Genomic DNA, 19,566 nt, shown 5'->3' on the forward strand with positions numbered 1-19,566 from the left:
TAAATGGGAGTTTTAATAATGATTGGACAGGTCGTCTTAGGCTTGTCGATTTTGATTGTATTGCACGAATTGGGACATTTTTTAGCAGCACGTGCATTCGGTATTAAAGTAGAAAAGTTTTATTTGTTTTTTGATGCCTGGGGTGTCAAATTGTTCAAATTCAATTATAAAGGATGTGAGTACGGTATTGGATGGTTACCTCTTGGAGGATACGTGAAGATTGCCGGTATGATCGATGAGTCCATGGATACGGAGCAGCTGAAGGGTGAGCCTCAGCCCTGGGAATTTCGTTCAAAACCAGCCTGGCAGCGTCTTATTGTAATGCTTGGCGGTATTATCGTAAATATTGTTGTAGGGGTAGTGGTATACTGGATGCTGGCATTCAGTCAGGGAGAATCTAATTTCGATAACCAAAAGCTTGTAAATGGGGTGGTACCCGGTATTATCGGTAAACAGATCGGTATACAGACCGGAGACCGTATTGTTGCAATAGATGGTCAGAAGGTAGGTTTCTTCAAAGAACTTCTTAGCTCAAAGGTGCTGATGGGGAATACCAATCTGACAATTGAGCGTAATGGAGAGACTAAAGAAATTCATGTTCCTGCGGATATTCTGAATGCTGTAGCTGATCATAAAGCAAATGAATTCGTACAGATCCGTACCAGGATGACTGCTGTAGATAATGTGGTAAAAGGTTCGGAAGCGGCCAGGATGGGATTGGTAAAAGGGGATAGTATTATTGCTGTAAATGAAGTGTCTGTTCGTTTCTTCGATGAATTTAAGTCCATTTTAGAAAAAGATGCGGGTAAGCCTGTCATGTTGACTTTAGTAAGAAAGGGACAGACGATAACGGTGAAAGGACAGGTTGATAAAGACGGGACTTTAGGATTCAACCGTAACTACGATTACTCTCTTCCATTAGTCATTACAGAGTATAGTCTGGCGGAAGCGTTTCCGGTAGGAGCAAAGCAGGCGTTTTCAGTTATCACAGATAATATTAAAGGATTCGGTAAGATCTTCAGAGGAGAAATCAGAGCGGATAAGGCACTTTCAGGTCCTGTGGGTATCGCTACGCTATTTGGAACTGAAGTCGATTGGGTTCGTTTCTGGAGCCTTGTAGGGATGTTGTCAATGGCATTGGCCTTTATGAATTTACTTCCTATTCCTGCATTGGACGGGGGGCATGTGATCTTCTTACTTGTTGAAATGATTCAGGGAAAGCCTTTGAGTGAAAAATTCCTTGAAAAAGCGCAAATGGTAGGTTTCTTTATCCTGTTGGCATTAATGATATTTGTGTTTGGAAATGATATTTTCAAACTCTTTAAATAAGGATTTTCAATAGATAAGCAGAAGGTCTTTCATTTGAAGGACCTTCTTGTTTTTGTTTAAAATAGATAAGTATGGACGGAACGAACAGAGCAGATATAAAACCAGGCATACTGGTAAATATTATTTTGAAAAAGGATCAACGTACGGGCGCATTGACAGAGGGGATAGTAAAGGATATCCTGACATCTTCATCTTACCACTCCAGAGGTATCAAAGTGCGTCTTACAGATGGTCAGGTAGGTCGTGTGGCTGAGATTATAGATGAAGATTAGTGGGCGCCTGAATAAAAGTGTTGAAAACTTCTTAAAATAATTATACTATTTTAATGAATAATATGTATCTTTGTCCCTCGTGAAAATTGAAGTAAATCTTTTCAAGGTGAGCGCGAAATTTATCAGTGTATTCATTGATCAATATGTCGATTAATTGCTATTTAGCCCGTTGAGGGCTTTTTTTGTGCCCTTGATTGATGAGAAGAAAGAGAAGCTTAAACATAAAAAAATAATAAACGTTAATAATGACCAACTACAGCAAATTGCCTGCAATTTTAGTTTTAGAAGACGGTACCGTGTATCATGGTAAAGCTGCTGGGAAAATTGGAACAACTACAGGAGAGATCTGTTTCAATACCGGCACTACTGGTTATCAGGAGATTTTTACCGATCCTTCTTATTTTGGACAGATTATGGTAACGACCAATGCTCATATCGGGAATTACGGTATTGCCAATGAAGAATCTGAATCTAATCAAATCCAAATCGCAGGATTGGTGTGTAAGAACTATAATATCAACTATAGTCGCAAGATGGCCGATACGTCCATTCAGAACTACTTTGAAGAGGAGAATCTGGTGGGTATTTCAGATATCGATACACGTTCATTAGTCCGTCATATTCGTAGCAAAGGTGCAATGAATGCGATTATATCTTCAGAAAATCTGGATATAGAGTCTTTGAAAGCACAATTGGCACAGGTTCCTTCAATGGACGGTCTGGAGTTGTCTTCAAAGGTTTCGACCAAAGAACCTTATTTCTATGGGGATGAAGATGCTTCGACACGTATCGCTGTACTGGATCTGGGTATTAAACGTAATATTTTGAGAAACTTTGACGCACGTCAGGTGTATGCGAAGGTTTTTCCTGCAAAAACAACATTTGCTGAAATGGAAGCATGGGGAGCTGATGGTTACTTTATCTCCAACGGCCCGGGCGATCCGTCTGCAATGCCTTATGCGATTGATACGGTTAAAGAAATCATTGCTGCTGAAAAACCTATGTTCGGAATTTGTTTGGGACATCAGATATTGGCTTTAGCAAATGGTATCCGTACCAGCAAAATGCACAATGGCCACAGAGGTATTAATCACCCCGTCAAAAATATTATTGCAAACAGATGTGAGATTACATCCCAGAATCATGGTTTTGGTGTGGTGGCTGAAGATATTGAAAAATCAGAACAGGTGGAGATAACGCATGTCAACCTGAATGACGGTTCTATCGAAGGTATCCGTGTCAAAGGTAAGAAAGCATTTTCGGTGCAGTATCACCCTGAGTCATCTCCGGGTCCGCACGATTCAAGATATTTATTTGACGATTTCGTCGCTTTGATTAAAAAATAAAATACTGGGTAGCAGTCAGAAAGGGTTGAATTGAATATATTCAACCCTTTTTTGTGTAAAGGGATGTAGCGCAGGGCCGTTGAGTTCCGTTTGTAGTGTACAATCATATTAGGTTTATGATTTGAATGGTAATCAATGTTTAGCAAGACAGCCCTCCTGTCTTGCTTTTTTTATTTAAAACTCTCCTAAATAATTTTCTAAGAAGCATATTTTAGTTATATTTGGTTGTATATAAATGTGAAAGCATAAAAAGTGTACTTTATACACTTAGTGCTGTTTATTTGAAGATAATCATACAACCAGAAAAAAATAACAATGAGTTTAATTATTGATGTTAGAGCGCGTCAGATTTTGGATTCGCGCGGAAATCCTACAATTGAAGTAGATGTAACTACACAAAATGGTTTTACTGGTCGTGCTGCTGTACCTTCGGGTGCTTCTACCGGTGCGCATGAAGCTGTAGAATTGCGTGATGGCGATAAGAAAAAATACTTAGGTAAAGGTGTTCTTAAAGCTGTTGAAAACGTAAACACTAAGATTGCGAAAGCATTGGAAGGTGTGGATGTATTCGAGCAGAATGCAATCGACAAGTTAATGATTGATCTTGACGGAACCGAGAATAAAGGTAAACTGGGAGCTAATGCTATCCTTGGCGTTTCTCTGGCTGTAGCCAAAGCTGCTGCACAGGAAAGCGGACAACCACTTTACCGTTATGTAGGTGGTGTTAATGCAAATACATTGCCTATCCCGATGATGAATATCATCAATGGTGGTTCTCACTCTGATGCTCCTATCGCTTTTCAGGAATTTATGATTATGCCGGTTGGTGCACCTTCTTTCTCAGAAGCTTTGCGTTGGGGAACTGAAGTATTCCACAATCTGAAGAAAATTCTTCACGACAGAGGATTATCTACTGCTGTAGGTGATGAAGGTGGTTTTGCACCTACTTTTGAAGGTACTGAAGATGCTATTGAGACGGTATTGAAAGCAATCTCTGCTGCAGGTTACAAACCAGGTAAAGATATTTGTCTGGCTTTAGACTGTGCTTCTTCTGAGTTCTTCAAAAGCAACAAATACGATTATACAAAATTTGAAGGCGCTAAAGGTGCTGTTCGTACTATCGAACAACAGGTAGATTACCTTGCTGAATTAACAGAAAAATATCCTATTATCTCTATTGAAGATGGTATGGCGGAAGATGACTGGAAAGGATGGAAATTATTAACAGATAAGATTGGTGACCGTGTTCAGCTGGTTGGTGATGATTTGTTTGTAACCAATACGAAACGCCTTCAGCAAGGTATCGATCAGCATACTGGTAATTCTATTCTTGTAAAAGTAAACCAGATCGGATCATTAACAGAGACTATCAATGCAGTATCTCTAGCTCAGACAAACGGATATACTTCTGTAATGTCTCACCGTTCAGGAGAAACGGAAGATACTACTATTGCAGATTTAGCAGTAGCGTTGAATTGTGGTCAGATTAAGACAGGTTCAGCTTCACGTTCTGACAGGATCGCAAAATACAATCAATTGTTGCGTATCGAAGAAGAATTGGGTGCAAATGCCCGTTTCATCGGTAAAGATTTCAAATACGCAATCAAGAAAAAATAAGCATTAACAGCAATGTTAGTACAGAAAGAGACTATTTCGATAGTCTCTTTTTTATTTTCAGAAAATTACTTTAATTTTAGCTTGTTAGAAATTAATAGGTAATAGTTTGTACTTTTGGCATATGGAAAGATTTTTGTACGTTATCCGAAACAAATACCTGCTTGCAGGTGTAGCTTTTGTAGTATGGATGTTATTCTTTGACCGAAATGATTTCAGTACACAATACAGCTATCAGAAAGAGAAATCTAATCTGGAAAAAGAAAAGACATACTATGAGAAAGAGATAGCAGGTATTCAGCAGACGATCAAGGATGTACAGAATAATCCCAGTGAGATTCAACGCATAGCGCGGGAACGCTATCAAATGAAAAAAGATAATGAAGATGTCTATGTTATCCTGGAAAAGGAAGCGGAGAAAAAATAATATAAAGAGAAGGGGTATCTGATTTCAGATACCCCTTCTTGTTGATAAAAGATATTTACTATCCCCCAGATATAGCATTGATAATATCATATTGTGTAATGATATTGATTCTTCCGTATTCATCTTCCACCAATACTGCCTGAGAATCCTTATTAATCAATGCGGAAATCTTGTCAATGGAAGCATTAAGATCGACGAAAGGAAAAGGCTTTGTACTGATACTTTGCACTTTTGCAGATTTAGTGGATGGGTTTTCCAGAAGTGCCGACAGAATATCAGACTCAGTTATCTTTCCGACAACCATTCCTTGTTGTGTAACCGGTATCTGGGAAATATTTAATGTTTTCATTGTGTTGAATGTTTCAATCACCGTCTGATCCACATCTGCTGTTACAATATCCTGGGTTTCCCGTTTTTTCAGAATAGTGAGTGCCGTTAATTTTTCATCTTTCAGAAATCCGCGTTCACGTAACCAGTCTTCATTGTACATCTTACCCATATAACGGGATCCGTGATCATGGAAGATCACGACGACAACATCTTCTTCCTTTAAGGATGCTCCCAGTTGCAGCAGTCCCGCAACAGCAGCTCCTGCCGAGTTTCCGGCAAATATACCTTCTTTTCGGGCGAGATCTCTTGTCAGAAGTGCAGCATCTTTGTCTGTTACTTTTTCAAACAGATCAATGACGCTGAAGTCCACATTTTCAGGAAGAAAATCCTCACCAATGCCTTCTGTGATATAAGGGTATATTTCGTTTTTATCGAATATGCCTGTTTCCTTGTACTTCTTAAAAACAGATCCGTAGGTATCGATTCCCCAGACTTTGATGTCCGGATTTTTCTCCCGCAGATATCTGGCTGTTCCAGATATAGTACCACCTGTTCCCACACCCACTATCAGATGTGTGATTTTTCCTTCTGTCTGTTTCCATATTTCAGGGCCTGTAGTCTCATAGTGCGCCTGTGCATTGGAGGGATTATCATACTGATTGGCCTTCCAGGCATTAGGGACTTCTTTTTCTAATCTGCTGGAGACGGAGTAGTAGGAGCGGGGATCTTCAGGTTCAACGTTTGTAGGGCATACAATTACTTCGGCACCGAATGCACGCAGCGCATCAATTTTTTCTTTGGACTGTTTATCCGTAGTCGTAAAGATACAACGGTATCCTTTTACGACAGCCGCCATTGCAAGGCCCATTCCCGTATTTCCGGATGTTCCTTCGATGATGGTGCCACCTGGTTTTAGTAATCCCGCTTTTTCGGCATCCTCTATCATTTTGATTGCCATACGATCTTTTATAGAGTTGCCTGGATTTGTTGTCTCTATTTTAGCCAGGATTGTACCCTTGAGGTGCTTAGTGACTTTATTCAGTTTAACAAGAGGTGTATTTCCTATCGTTTCCAAAATATTGTTATACCACATACTGTTTTATTTGTTTATACAAAGATAATCTTTTCCTTTGAGGGGATTAAAACTGCAGGTGTTTCACTGTTAAACCATTGTTGATCAGTTGTTTAAGAGAGTCAATACCAATCAAAAGATGAGTCTGTACGTAGTTAGCGGTTACAGATACATCGCTTTCTTCGGTTTTTACTCCTTCAGGGATCATCGGTTGGTCCGATACCAATAAAAGTGCACCTGTTGGTATTTTGTTGGCAAAGCCTACGCTAAAGATTGTTGCGGTCTCCATATCTACACACATAGCACGTATGGATTTGAGATATTTCTTAAATGATTTCTCATGTTCCCACACGCGTCTGTTGGTTGTATATACTGTTCCTGTCCAGTAGTCACGTGAATGATCCCTGATCGTGGTGGATATCGCTTTCTGTAAAGCAAATGCCGGCAGGGCAGGTACTTCAGGCGGGAAGTAATCATTTGACGTTCCTTCGCCCCGTATTGCAGCAATAGGGAGTACAAGATCACCGATCTTATTTTTCTTTTTCAATCCTCCGGCTTTTCCCAGAAACAGGACAGCCTTAGGGGCAATTGCAGACAACAAGTCCATGATCGTCGCTGCCATAGGGCTACCCATTCCGAAATTGATGATTGTAATGCCTGCTGCAGTCACTGATTGCATAGGTTTATCTGTTCCGTATATCGGGGCATTATCATGCATTTCGGAGAAAATATGCAGATACTTTGAAAAATTGGTCAACAAAATATACTCTCCAAACTCATCCAGGGGTCTTCCTGTATAACGTGGAAGCCAGTTGTGTACGATATCTTCTTTGGATTTAAGTCCGGCTTTGACCGGGCTGTTTTCTTCTTTGTTTTTGCTCATAACAATTTTTTTAATAGGTGTTACTTTATATATCTGAAATTCGGATACACGCTATCCTGCCGATTGGAGAAGAACGATCAGCAAGTATAAGCATATCCGTTTAACTTTCTGTTAAAGTGCTGTAAAAGAACTTTTGTATGCGACTGCATCTGCCCGGAATAGATCTGTGTAAGATCGTATTCATGAGCAATAGGTATAGCAGATAAGAAACCGTTGGGCTATGACCAATGTAGCGCCAGCATTGCGCTGATCTACTGTTGTCAGTATTGTGTGTAATAGCGGATTGGAACCGAATATAAACAAGGCTCTCCGTTGAGGAGAGCCTTATATTTTTTAGTTACGCGACATGCAGTTTTTTGATGTCTGACTTTTCAAATTTTTGTTTGGCGTAGTCCAGCGTAATGTGTAATGTGTTGTCGGTAATGTCTTCTCTTGAAGTCGGGATTTCGAACATTGCATCCAGCATGATTGCTTCGCAGATGGCTCTTAATCCTCTGGCTCCTAATTTGAATTCATCTGCTTTGTCCACGATAAACTGATAGACATTTTTATCGAACTCTAACTCGATACCTTCATAGTTAAACAGTTTTTTATACTGTTTGATCAATGCATTTTTTGGCTCTGTCAGGATGCTTAACAGCGTTTCCTTATCTAACGGATTTAAGTAGGTCAATACAGGAAGACGGCCGATCAGCTCAGGTATCAAACCAAAGGTTTTTAAATCCTGAGGAGTAATGTACTTATACAGATTGTTTAAGTCGATCTCCTGCTCATCTTCTCTCATCTTATAGCCTACTGTCTGCGTTCTCAAGCGGTTAGCGATCTTTTTCTGGATACCGTCAAAAGCTCCGCCACAGATAAACAGAATATTACTGGTATTGACTGCAATCATTTTCTGATCCGGATGTTTACGTCCACCCTGAGGAGGTACATTGACTACTGTTCCTTCTAATATTTTTAACAGCGCCTGTTGTACACCTTCCCCGGATACGTCCCGGGTGATAGAAGGATTGTCGCTTTTACGCGCTATCTTATCGATTTCATCGATGTAGATAATACCACGTTCCGCTGCAGCTACATCATAGTCTGCTGCTTGTAAAAGACGTGTCAGTATACTTTCCACATCTTCGCCCACATAACCCGCTTCTGTCAGTACTGTAGCATCTACAATGCTGAACGGTACATTCAAAATTTTAGCTACTGTCTTAGCCAGTAGTGTTTTCCCGGTTCCTGTTTCACCTACGATGATCAGATTTGATTTTTCAATCTCAATATCGTCTTTATCTACTTTTTGATTCAGACGTTTATAATGATTGTATACCGCTACCGAAATTACTTTTTTAGCATCATCCTGGCCGATAACGTATTGATCAAGATGCTGTTTGATTTCCAGCGGACGGATTAGTTTTAAAGCAGTCTGTAAAGATTTGCTCTTGCGTTGCTTCAGCTCTTCGGCCAATATTTCATTGGCCTGCATGACACAGCGGTCACAGATGTGAGCGCCGTCTCCGGCAATCAGCATTTGCGCATCATTTTTACTGATGCCGCAAAACGAACAGCGAATATCTTTTGTGTTATTTTTGCTCATTTATTTGATTTCTTTTTTGGAAGACAATACTTCGTCTACCATTCCAAATTCTTTTGCTTCTGCAGCTCTCATCCAGTAGTCACGGTCAGAAGATTTTTCTACCCATTCGTACGACTGACCTGAATGCTCTGCTATGATAGTGTACAGCTCTTCTTTCAGCTTAAGCATCTCACGAAGATTGATTTCCATATCTGCAGCAACGCCCTGAGCACCGCCTGATGGCTGGTGGATCATGACACGTGAATGTTTCAATGCCGCGCGTTTACCTTTGGCGCCGGCTACTAATAATACGGCTCCCATTGAAGCAGCCATGCCTGTACAGATCGTAGCTACATCCGGAGAGATGTATTGCATAGTATCGTATATTCCTAATCCGGCGTATACACTACCTCCAGGCGAATTGATATAGATCTGTATATCACGCTGTGCATCCGTAGACTGAAGAAATAATAATTGTGCCTGAATGATATTTGCAACCTGATCCGTCACGGCATCTCCTAAAAAGATGATGCGGTCCATCATTAATCTGGAGAATACGTCCATTTGTGCCACATTTAGCTGACGCTCTTCAACAATGTAAGGTGTCAGGTTAGTAGGCATATTTTGTTGAACACGTGAAATGAAGCTGTCCACATGTTGGCTTCCGATACGGTGATGCTTGATAGCATATTTTCTGAATTCGTTTTTATCTATGTTCATAATATTAATTTTCCTTTTATTAAGACGAATATAAAACTATATTTTAAAAGTTGTATATGTTGAACTATATGTTTTACATCCAGCCAACAATTAAGTCAGATGACGAAATAGTCCGGCAAATCCTTTAAGAATTCGTAAGATTTTGTCTCAAAACTGATCTTACAATAGAAATGATCTAATCCATTACTTACTAATAATAACGGGATTTGATGTACCGTATTATAATTGGCAATCTGCTCAAATACAGATTGTGTAATCTTTACATGAGGAGCTTTGAATTCTGCGAGTAATATCTTTTCTCCTTTATTGTTGTAAACAAGCAAATCACTTCTCTTCTGAAGGGTATTTAACCTTAGCCCTCCTTCTGTTTTCATCAGGGATTTTGGATATTTCTTTTCCTGATGTAAATAATTGATCCAATGTTGTCTTACCCATTCTTCCGGTGTCAGCACCAGCTTTTTTTTACGTAACTCATCATAGATGAATATGATATCGTTTTCCCTCGATAGTTTAGCTGAAAAAGGTGGTAAATTTAAGGGAATGGGCGTAAACATGTGCAAAGATACGAAATCTGTTGTAAATCGTAAATCCTTCAAATTCTTAAAAGTTTCAACAAAGGGAAGGGGAATAAATTTGTACTTTTGTTGGGTATGAATGTCAGTCCTATTCTTTCGGATATCAAGAATAAAAAACTCAAACCCGTTTATCTTTTACACGGGGAGGAACCCTACTTTATTGATCTGATCAGCGATACTATTGAAAGTTCGGTGCTGGATGATGCGCAGAAGGGATTTGATCAGACCATCTTATATGGTAAGGATACCGACTTTATCACGATCGTGAATGCGGCAAAGCGCTATCCTATGTTGAGTGACCATCAGGTTATCCTGATCAAAGAAGCACAGGATCTGAAGTGGAAACAGGGGGAGGAACTCTTGTTAAACTATGTGGAGCATCTTACGCCCAGTACAGTGCTGGTCTTCAACTATAAGTACGGTAAATTTGATAAGCGTAAAAAACTTTACAAGGCTATCGAAAAGGCTGGTGAAGTCGTAGAGTCTAATAAGCTATATGAAGATAAGGTGGCTGGCTGGATTACTTCTTATGTGAAGGATCATGGCTGGTCTATTCATCCGCAGGCTGCAGCCATGATGGCGGAGTATTTGGGGACAGATCTTTCTAAGGTATCGAACGAACTGGATAAGCTGATGCTGAATGTGCCAAAATCTACTGAAATAGGAGCAGGTGATATAGAACTAAATATCGGGATATCCAAAGATTTCAACGTATTTGAACTGAATACGGCTCTGGCCAAACGAAATGCCCTGAAAGCGTACCAGATTGTCGATTATTTTGCCGCAAATCCTAAGAATAATCCCTTAGTAGTCGTGTTGGGAGCAATGGGTGGTTACTTTACAAAAGTATTAAAGTATCATTATCTTCCGGATAAATCTGCTGCTGCCAAGGAACTGGGAGTTCATCCTTTTTTTATAAAAGAATATGAGATCGCAGCCCGGAATTACAACCGTCGCAAGACTTTTGATATTATAAATCATTTGAAAGAAGCAGATCTCAAATCAAAGGGAATGAATGTAGGCAGCAATACCGGTACTGATGATATTCTGAGAGAGATGATCTTTAATATATTAAATTAAAAGCACGCTGAGGTATCAATGGATGCCTGCAGAAATTATCATTAACTGCTTTAATTACTTTTTTCTACCTCTATTTAGGATTTGTTGCTGTCCCCGGTGACAAAATAAGTTAGTCCCGTAACGGGAAGGCTTTAATTTTATTTTCTAATTATCTTGTATATAATTTGCGGATTTCCCTCCCGGCAAAATGATAGCTTACTGGTTATCTGACTTTTTTTAAAAATGTTTTCCTTGTCATAATATGTTGCTGTAAAGGTGTTTATGGTGTTTTGTGATGTTTTCTTTTTCATTTCAATGTCATCTATGCAAAAAATACAAATTAAACGTTTGTTTAAATTAAACGTTTGTTTAATTTTGGCCCGTCAAAAATAAATGTCTTATCATGGAGATAAACGAAAAGCAACTGGAAATACTGAATGTAGCCGAGAATCTTTTTTCAATAAAGGGGTTTGACGGAACTTCTGTTCGGGATATTGCCAGCGAAGCCAACGTGAATGTGGCTATGATCAATTATTATTTCGGGTCGAAAGAGGGGCTGCTGGATACATTAATTAATGTACGCGTGGAGAATTTTAAAATGAATGGTGAAAGTTTGAAGGATATTTCATCCCCGATGGAAAAAGTGGATAAGATGATTGAGCTGTATGTCAAATCGATGAATTGTAACCGTGGATTATATCAGGTCATAGCTGTCGAATCGACTATTAAGCGTAAGCTGCTGCTTTCGGAATCATTTCAGGAGCTTAAATACCACAATCTGCGTGTAATTGAAGAAGTTGTTCAGGATGGAGTGGATAAAGGTGTTTTCCAGCCCGGAAATAGCTATATCCATATTCATGCAACGCTGATGGGTACATTTATGAATTTTCAAATGAACTATTTATTTCTCAAATCAGCATTGAATATGGATTCGGAAGAAGCGTATTCCAATTACATTGAGACAGAACTGGTTCATTATTTACAAAAGAATATTAAAGCACTACTCACATATGAAAATTAAATTATTGGGATTGGGTGCACTTTTAGTGTTTGCTCATCTGGATGGGTTTTCTCAGGAGAAACGTAAGATGACTCTGGCAGAAATTATACAATTAGCCAGTACACAAAGCACAGAAGCCCACTTGTCTGATACCAAAATCGAAAGCCGCAGGTTAGAAGTACAATCTGCAAAAAACAGTCAGCTACCGGAAGCACAATTAAGCGGTCAGTACATGCTGATGACGACTCCGGATATCAATTTCCATATCCCACTCGGAGGTTCGGGAGGAGCACCTGATATCAAAGCTAATCAGCTGATGCTGGGAAGAGCTACGATCAATATGCCCATCTATACCGGTGGTAAGATCACGGAAAGTATCCACGCTTCTGAAAATGCTTTGAAGGCCGAGCAATGGTCAGCACTGGCGACAAAAGATCAGCTTTCCAAACGGGCATTGTCCTTATATCTGAATTTGTATAAGGCACAACAGACTAATCTGCTGATTGAAGAAAATATCAAACGTTCAAGACAGCGTGTTGAGGATTTTAAAGCTATGGAAACAAATGGAGTGATTGCCCGTAACGATCTGTTGAAGGCTGAATTACAATTGTCTAATTATCTGGTAGCGCAACAGGAAGCGCAGAAGAATGTGAAAGTGATGAATTATCAACTGGCGAATTTTCTGAAACTCGACGAACAGACTGAATTTGCACAGATAGATCTGGAAGCAGTGAATGTTCCGAATCTGCACGCTTCTATGGAGACTGCTGTGGCAAATCGTTCGGATCTGAAAGCTGCGGAAGCACAGCATGATGTAGCCCTGAACCAGGTGAAAATTGCTAAAGCCGCTAACTATCCGACTTTGTTTGCTACAGGTGGCTATACAGCGATGGATGTAAAGAATGTCATCACCGTAAAGAATGCTATGAATGTGGGTGTAGGCGTGTCATATGATATCAGTTCACTGTATAAGAACAAAAAGAATGTAAATGTTGCCCGCAATAAAGTTCGTGAGGTAGAGGATAATATGAGTCTGCTGAATGATCAGATCAAAGTACAGGTACAGCAGGCAAATGAAAACTATGAACTGGCAAAAGCACAGGACAGGGTATATGTACAGGCGGTAGATCAGGCCAATGAAAACTTCCGAATCGTAAAAGATAAGTATGATAACGGTGTGGCAGATACCGACGATCTGCTGGAAGCTGATGTACAACAACTGCAAAGCAGAATCAATCTGGCTATCGGGAAAGCAAATACAGTAGAGAAGTATTATGATCTACTATTGACTAATGGAGAAATTAATCAGAAATAATCGTTATGGAAACTAATAATAAAGAAAGTAAAAAATCAAATAAAAAATTTGTCATCATTCTGGTAGTTCTGGTACTGCTGGGAGGTGGATACGGTACATATAAATATTTGCATGGTCAGGCTCATGAGACGACAGATGATGCACAGGTAGACAAGAATATGAGTCCTATTATCCCTCGTGTAGGCGGATATGTATCTAAAGTATTTGTAAAGGATAATGATATCGTAAAAAAAGGAGATACGCTGTTCACAATTGAACCTCAGGATTATCTGGTAAAAGTACAGGAAGCTCAGGCTGCTTTACTGGCTGCGGAGAGTTCTCTGGAGGTATCCAAAGCAGATGTTTTTGCATCTTCGGCCAATGTAGCGATCTCTGACGCAAGCATCAAATCTAATGTAGGTAGTGTGGATGCTGCCAAAATACGTGCTGAACAAGCTAATAACGATTATGTACGGTATTCAAATCTGTATAACAATCATTCTATCACCAAACAACAATACGAGCAGGCTTTGACAGCCAAGCTGGAAGCAGAGAAACAAGTGGAGATTCTGCAACAACAACGTAATGCAAGTGCTTCTCAGCGTAATGCGGTTGTGAGTAAAACGACTGTGGCTTCCAAACAGACTTCAGTTGCTCAGGCGAATATTGAACGTGCAAAAGCTGTGCTGGATGCGGCCAATCTCAGTCTTTCTTATACTACTGTGGTGGCTTCTGTAGATGGTCAGGTCTCGAATATCAAAATCCAGCCGGGTCAGATGATCAATCCGGGACAATCATTGTTTTATATTGTTGACAACAGTGAAACCTGGGTTGTTGCCAATTTTAAGGAAACTCAGCTGAATAAAATGCGTCCGGGTCAGAAAGTAACTATTAAAATAGATGCTTTTCCGGATACAGAATTTGAAGGTGAGATCAATTCTTTTTCTCCTGCTACAGGATCCCGCTTCTCTTTACTGCCTCCGGATAATGCGACCGGTAACTTTGTGAAGACGGTACAACGTCTTCCTGTAAAGATCAGATTGACAGATAAAAATACAACTGACAAAATCGCATTATTGCGTCCGGGAATGAATGCGGACGTTGACGTTCATGTAAAATAGATATGGAAACATTACAACAGGATAGTCTGGTTGAATATGGTTTCCGTCGTGTAGTCATCACGATTACGGCTGTATTATGTGCCTTACTGGAAATTGTGGATACGACTATTGTCAATGTAGCCTTGAATGACATGAAGGGCTCACTGGGCGCTACATTGACAGATGTGGCATGGGTGATCACAGCTTATGCTATTGCCAATGTAATCGTTATTCCGATGACCAGCTGGCTTTCACAACAGTTCGGACGACGGAACTATTTCGCGGCTTCCATTATAATTTTTACGGTTGCATCTTTTTTATGTGGTAATGCAACCAATATCTGGGAACTCGTTTTCTTCAGGTTTATTCAGGGTATGGGCGGAGGTGCGCTTCTGGTAACAGCACAGACGATTATCACAGAGAGTTATCCTCCTGAAAAAAGAAGTATGGCGCAGGCCATTTATGGTATGGGTGTCATTGTGGGTCCTACATTAGGTCCTCCGCTTGGTGGTTATATTGTGGATGAATATTCGTGGCCGTACATATTTTATATCAATGTACCTTTGGGTATTATTGCGACACTTTTAACCTTATCTTTCGTCAGAAGTCCGAAATATGGTAAGAAGCAGTCTGCCAGTGAAGTGGATTGGTGGGGTGTGGTCTTTCTGATTATGTTTATCGGATCGCTGCAGTATGTGCTTGAACACGGGCAGCAGGACGACTGGTTTGAGAATCGTACAATTGTCACTTTGTCGATCTTATCTTTCTTTGGGCTGTTTTTCTTTATCTGGCGCGAATTGACATACAAGAATCCGATTGTTAATCTTCGGGTACTGAAAGATAAAAACCTGCAGGTAGGTACTATTATGAGTTTCATTCTGGGATTTGGTTTGTTCGGGTCCACCTTTATTATCCCTATCTATACACAGTCTATTCTGGGCTGGTCTGCTACAGATGCAGGGTTATTGCTGATTCCGAGTTCGATTATGACCGGATTGATGATGCCATTTATAGGGAAGATGATCCAGGCCGGTCTACCACAGAAATACATGGTTGCAGTAGGCTTATGTATATTTTTCGGGTTCTCATTTTTTATGTACGGCATACTGACGAATGACACAGGATCGGAGCATATGTTCTGGCCGCTGATTATTCGCGGGGTAGGTCTCGGACTGTTATTTGTACCGGTAATGACTTTATCTCTTTCTACTTTACAGGGAAAAGCGATCGGAGAGGGCGCTGCATTTACAGGGATGATGCGTCAGCTTGGCGGATCTTTCGGTATAGCCTTGATCACAACTTTTATATCCAGAGATTCACAAAAACACCGGATAGATCTGGTTTCGCATCTGGACTCCAGCAGTTTTGAAGTGCAGCAGCGGGTACAGCAGATGCAGGCTAATTTTATGTCTAAGGGATTCAGTTCCAATGAAGCATTGGCTAAAGCGCATCAGCTTCTGGATCTTTCTGTCACCAAGCAGGCTGCAGTACTCTCTTATATGGATGTATTTCTGTATCTGGGAATTGTTTTTCTGATTTGTGTACCTTTTGTACTGACGATCAAACAAGGTAAAAATAAAGTGGATATGTCTAACGTCCACTAATAACATAAAGGTCTTTCCCCGGGGAGGGGAAAGCCTTTCTTTGAATAAACCAATTATGAGGAGATCATTAAGTGCTATAAAATATTGTCAAAAGTAATAGCCGTATAATATAAGGCTCCTAGTGTAGGGCCCCCGGCATACTGAATGTAGTGCTTGTTAAAGATGTTACTTCCACCTGCTTTTATGGTTGCTTTTCCGACTCTGTAGCTTACCTGCGCATCGATATTGCTGTAAGCATTTACTCTTGCATTGACGAGCGGACTCTCCCAGTCAAAGGCATCCTGCCATTTCCACACAATATTGAATCCGAAATTTGGGAGTATCTCTCTGTTACCAAAAGAAAGATTGGTTGCCCATTTAGGGGTATTAAATCCGGTAACGAAGATATCTTTCTCTTTATTTTCAGTGATGGCGCTGTAATTAATATTTCCGGAAAGGGTATATTTTTCGTAAAAATTGTAGGTCAGTCCCAGTGAACTTCCATAGTTATTATAACTGTTTTTAGCATTAGTATATACTCTGTATCGGGTTTGTTTAGCGCGATTTGCAGCCAGCATGTCGATTACGGAAGCATCTGTAGTGATGCGGTCTGTGGACGGTACCGCTACCTCTACCTGTCCTAAGAAACCGTGGTATACATTGCTGTAGATATCCCAGTCAATGGCTAGTTTATTATCCAGAATCACACTTTTATAGCCGATTTCGAAAGAAGTAATACGTTCGGGATCGGTGGCTTTCAGATCAGTGACGGTCAGAAGTCCTTTGTTTTTTAATGCAGCATCATTTGCTGTTAATCCTCCTGCTACATCTTTATTCACTGCAGCATTAAAATTGTTGACGGAGGCCAGTGTGTATGAGTTGTCCAGATAGCCTAAGCCTTCATTTATATAGGAAAGTCCTCCTACACGACGTACATTTCCATTGTTGACAAATGAAAGGGCTTCAAAAAGTGCAGGGAAACGGAAACCGTTCTGGAAAGAAGCTCTGAAATTGTGTTTTTCAGCTAGTGTATATACGGCAGCAAACCTAGGGTTAAATTTGGCTTTGAATTCGGGGTTATAATCTACACGAAGGGAAGCAAAAAGCTTTAACTTTTCTTCCAGCAGAGATTTGGTTACCTGAGTGAATCCGCCGAATTTTTTGTAATATACATTGTCTCCGAACGAGCCGTTTTCCAGAGGAATGTTACGCTCGGCAACAGGTCTTTTGAAATCTACAAAATTGTTTCCGTCCGGGATGACTTCATATATAGTCGCATCTGCACCTAAGAGTATATCCACAACCTCTACATGACGGGAAAGATCCCATTGTCCGTTTGCGTGATAGGTACGGCTCATTTGTTTGAGTTTTGCACCTCCGGTACTTGTTCCGGTAGATACGCCAGCGTTGGTGTGATCCCAGTTGTTGATACCGATAATTGTGTTTTTGAGTTCATCAAAAGCCTTTGTTCCGGCTTCTACACGTCCCAGATCCGCATCGGCACGTGCTTGTCGGGCTGCATCCGCCAGAGCAACTCCGTTGTTGAGCTGCGTTTGCAGAGAGGATTTGAATTTATCTCTCCAGGCATTGTTGGATAAATGAGTAAGATCCAGATTGTCCGCCAATGGTTTGATATTGTATGAATCTCCGGTATTCTCAGAAGAAATATACGTGCGGATGTTGTAATCGCTTCCTTTTAACTCCAGTTTATGATTCTGTACTCTTACATTGTCAAGCTGAATTTTGTTACCTCTTTGAAATACACCATCCATACGTCCAAAACGGTAGCTATAGGATAGTTCTGCATTTTCGCTTAGCCGGTAATGCAGTGCAGCATCAAATTTGAGATTCTCTACAGTAGGTTTAGATAAATCCTGTTCTTTGTAACCCGTTCTTCTGACGATCAGTGACTGATTAGACTTGCCGTTATATGTTAATCCTGATACCGTCACCGCATTATTATTTTCATCTCCGTAGATGTTCCACCCGTCGTATGCAGTATTGTTGACGCCGTCTAATTCGGGGTAGGAAGGATTGGCTGTTACAAGACTATTCGGATTCTGGTCCTGATATGAATTAGATAGCCAGTCTGTTCCTCTCAGATAGCTGAGATTGACTTTGAATGCAAATTTATTGTTAAATGCTTTCGCGTAGCGGATTGCATTTTCAGTCAGATTGCTAAGTTCGCGTCCTGTACCTCCTGTATGATTAAGCCCGTTTTTGCTGTATACACTGAGTCCCTGATACAAAAATGGATTTTTTGTAAGCAGATTGGCCATACCGTTAATGGCATTCATGCCATATAATGCGGATGAAGCTCCGGGAGTGATCTCTATACTGGCGATATCCAGTTCGGTAGGACCAATTGCATTTCCAAGCGGAACGCCAAGAGTGGCAGCCTGCATGTCTACGCCATCAGCCAGTTGTACGAAACGAAAATTATTAGGGATATTAAACCCTCTTGTATTCGGAATTTTAAAGGTAATACTGGAAGTCGTCATCTGAACACCCTTTACATTTTCCAGGGCATCGTAAAAACTGGGAGCAGGAGACTGACGAATGGCTCGTATATCCAGTTTTTCAATCGCTACCGGAGATTTAAGAATATTTTCCTCTACTCTGGAAGCCGTGACTACTACTTCTTTTCCCAATATAGTCTGCGTGAGCAGTTCCAGATTTAAATTGGATTCAGGGCCGGTGATCTCATAGGTACGTGCTGCGAATCCTACTGCTGATACTTTAAGTTTGAACGGGTATTTTGCTCTTGTGGTCAATTTGAAATCCCCCTTATCATTGGTCGATGTACCGTTGACTGTTCCTTCGACGAGTACGGTTACTCCCGAGATAGGTTGTTTTGACTCCTGGTCAATAATGTGACCGGATAATTCAATAAGATTATTGCCCTGACTATGTGCGTATTGCACTGTAATGAGGAATAAAATAAATAGGATAGGTCGAAGTTTTGTCATTTAATTTTATAAAGTCTATAGAATAAGTAGACAAATATATTTTGATGAATGTTATTTTACAACTTTATTTCTAAAATTGTATGTAATTTGTTGTTTTTCAGTGTTTTATTTTTTTACAAGAGATGTAAATTTCCTTTCCTAAGTAGGACTTGTTCTTACTCGTGGGAAGGATTAAGGAGTTGTTCTTTGCTTTGTTGATGAGTGGAGCAGCAAATGCATTTGGTTATTTAACCTCTCTCCCGATACATCGGATCTCTCCTTGAAAAGGAGAGAAGTGGTTTCGTTAAAGAATTCCCTCTCCTTTCTAAGGAGAGGGTTAGGGTGAGTTTTTTTTATTCTGCTGACGAGAATTCCATTAAACGCATTTGGCAAAAAAAAACACCTTACTTAATTCATTTAAGTAAGGTGTTTTTAAATAAATGGTAT

16 protein-coding genes are annotated in these 19,566 nt (G+C 40.2%); 10 read left to right on the forward strand and 6 right to left on the reverse strand.

Annotated features, from left to right (window positions below; genetic code table 11):
• Positions 1–3 precede the first annotated feature (3 nt).
• From rseP to HMPREF0766_RS03360, 5 genes are all read left to right on the forward strand, one after another.
• Positions 4–1,329, forward strand: coding sequence for an RIP metalloprotease RseP (gene rseP, locus HMPREF0766_RS03340; RefSeq protein ID WP_002993723.1), 1,326 nt, complete (start codon positions 4–6; stop codon positions 1,327–1,329).
• A 71-nt stretch (positions 1,330–1,400) separates the two neighbouring features.
• Positions 1,401–1,601 carry a YwbE family protein gene (locus tag HMPREF0766_RS03345; protein ID WP_002993725.1) on the forward strand — a complete coding sequence of 67 codons (201 nt, stop codon included), beginning with the start codon at positions 1,401–1,403 and terminating at the stop codon, positions 1,599–1,601.
• Between the two features lie 245 nt (positions 1,602–1,846).
• A complete protein-coding gene (gene carA, locus HMPREF0766_RS03350; RefSeq protein WP_002993727.1) occupies positions 1,847–2,947 on the forward strand; it encodes a glutamine-hydrolyzing carbamoyl-phosphate synthase small subunit in 1,101 nt (366 codons plus the stop codon).
• Between the two features lie 315 nt (positions 2,948–3,262).
• Complete coding sequence (gene eno / locus HMPREF0766_RS03355) at positions 3,263–4,564, forward strand: phosphopyruvate hydratase (RefSeq protein WP_002993729.1); 1,302 nt, start codon at positions 3,263–3,265, stop codon at positions 4,562–4,564.
• 121 nt (positions 4,565–4,685) lie between these two features.
• Entirely contained in the window at positions 4,686–4,988 is a 303-nt protein-coding gene (locus tag HMPREF0766_RS03360; protein WP_002993731.1) for an FtsB family cell division protein, read from the forward strand.
• A 58-nt stretch (positions 4,989–5,046) separates the two neighbouring features.
• Here HMPREF0766_RS03360 and HMPREF0766_RS03365 read toward each other — a convergent pair whose 3' ends face one another.
• From HMPREF0766_RS03365 to HMPREF0766_RS03385, 5 genes are all read right to left on the reverse strand, one after another.
• Positions 5,047–6,411, reverse strand: a complete 1,365-nt coding sequence (locus HMPREF0766_RS03365; RefSeq protein WP_002993733.1) for a pyridoxal-phosphate dependent enzyme — start codon at positions 6,409–6,411, stop codon at positions 5,047–5,049.
• Positions 6,412–6,457: 46 nt separating this feature from the next.
• On the reverse strand, positions 6,458–7,273 hold the full coding sequence (locus HMPREF0766_RS03370) for an AMP nucleosidase (RefSeq protein WP_002993736.1): 816 nt from the start codon (positions 7,271–7,273) through the stop codon (positions 6,458–6,460).
• 337 nt (positions 7,274–7,610) lie between these two features.
• Positions 7,611–8,861 (reverse strand): ATP-dependent Clp protease ATP-binding subunit ClpX, encoded by a 1,251-nt coding sequence (clpX, locus tag HMPREF0766_RS03375; RefSeq protein ID WP_002993740.1) that lies wholly within the window; start codon positions 8,859–8,861, stop codon positions 7,611–7,613.
• Positions 8,862–9,560 (reverse strand): ATP-dependent Clp endopeptidase proteolytic subunit ClpP, encoded by a 699-nt coding sequence (gene clpP, locus HMPREF0766_RS03380; RefSeq protein WP_002993743.1) that lies wholly within the window; start codon positions 9,558–9,560, stop codon positions 8,862–8,864.
• Positions 9,561–9,655: 95 nt separating this feature from the next.
• Positions 9,656–10,114, reverse strand: a complete 459-nt coding sequence (locus HMPREF0766_RS03385) for a type I restriction enzyme HsdR N-terminal domain-containing protein (RefSeq protein ID WP_002993745.1) — start codon at positions 10,112–10,114, stop codon at positions 9,656–9,658.
• 96 nt (positions 10,115–10,210) lie between these two features.
• Between HMPREF0766_RS03385 and holA the strand changes: the two genes are divergently transcribed.
• From holA to HMPREF0766_RS03410, 5 genes are all read left to right on the forward strand, one after another.
• Positions 10,211–11,215, forward strand: a complete 1,005-nt coding sequence (holA, locus tag HMPREF0766_RS03390) for a DNA polymerase III subunit delta (protein ID WP_002993747.1) — start codon at positions 10,211–10,213, stop codon at positions 11,213–11,215.
• A gap of 382 nt (positions 11,216–11,597) precedes the next feature.
• Positions 11,598–12,215 (forward strand): TetR family transcriptional regulator, encoded by a 618-nt coding sequence (locus HMPREF0766_RS03395; RefSeq protein WP_002993751.1) that lies wholly within the window; start codon positions 11,598–11,600, stop codon positions 12,213–12,215.
• Positions 12,205–13,509: a TolC family protein gene (locus HMPREF0766_RS03400; protein ID WP_002993754.1), complete on the forward strand. Its 1,305-nt coding sequence runs from the start codon at positions 12,205–12,207 to the stop codon at positions 13,507–13,509. The genes HMPREF0766_RS03395 and HMPREF0766_RS03400 overlap by 11 nt, the downstream gene beginning before the upstream one ends.
• Before the next feature lie 5 nt (positions 13,510–13,514).
• Positions 13,515–14,609, forward strand: a complete 1,095-nt coding sequence (locus HMPREF0766_RS03405) for an HlyD family secretion protein (protein ID WP_002993756.1) — start codon at positions 13,515–13,517, stop codon at positions 14,607–14,609.
• A gap of 2 nt (positions 14,610–14,611) precedes the next feature.
• The gene (locus HMPREF0766_RS03410) at positions 14,612–16,192 is read left to right on the forward strand and encodes an MDR family MFS transporter (RefSeq protein WP_002993758.1); all 1,581 of its coding nucleotides are present in this window, start codon (positions 14,612–14,614) and stop codon (positions 16,190–16,192) included.
• A gap of 74 nt (positions 16,193–16,266) precedes the next feature.
• On the opposite strand, the gene HMPREF0766_RS03415 is transcribed toward HMPREF0766_RS03410, so the two are convergent.
• Entirely contained in the window at positions 16,267–19,140 is a 2,874-nt protein-coding gene (locus HMPREF0766_RS03415) for a TonB-dependent receptor (RefSeq protein WP_002993761.1), read from the reverse strand.
• Positions 19,141–19,566: the final 426 nt, after the last annotated feature.

Origin of the sequence: Sphingobacterium spiritivorum ATCC 33861, from assembly GCF_000143765.1 — a bacterium.
GTDB classification, from domain to species: Bacteria; Bacteroidota; Bacteroidia; order Sphingobacteriales; family Sphingobacteriaceae; genus Sphingobacterium; species Sphingobacterium spiritivorum.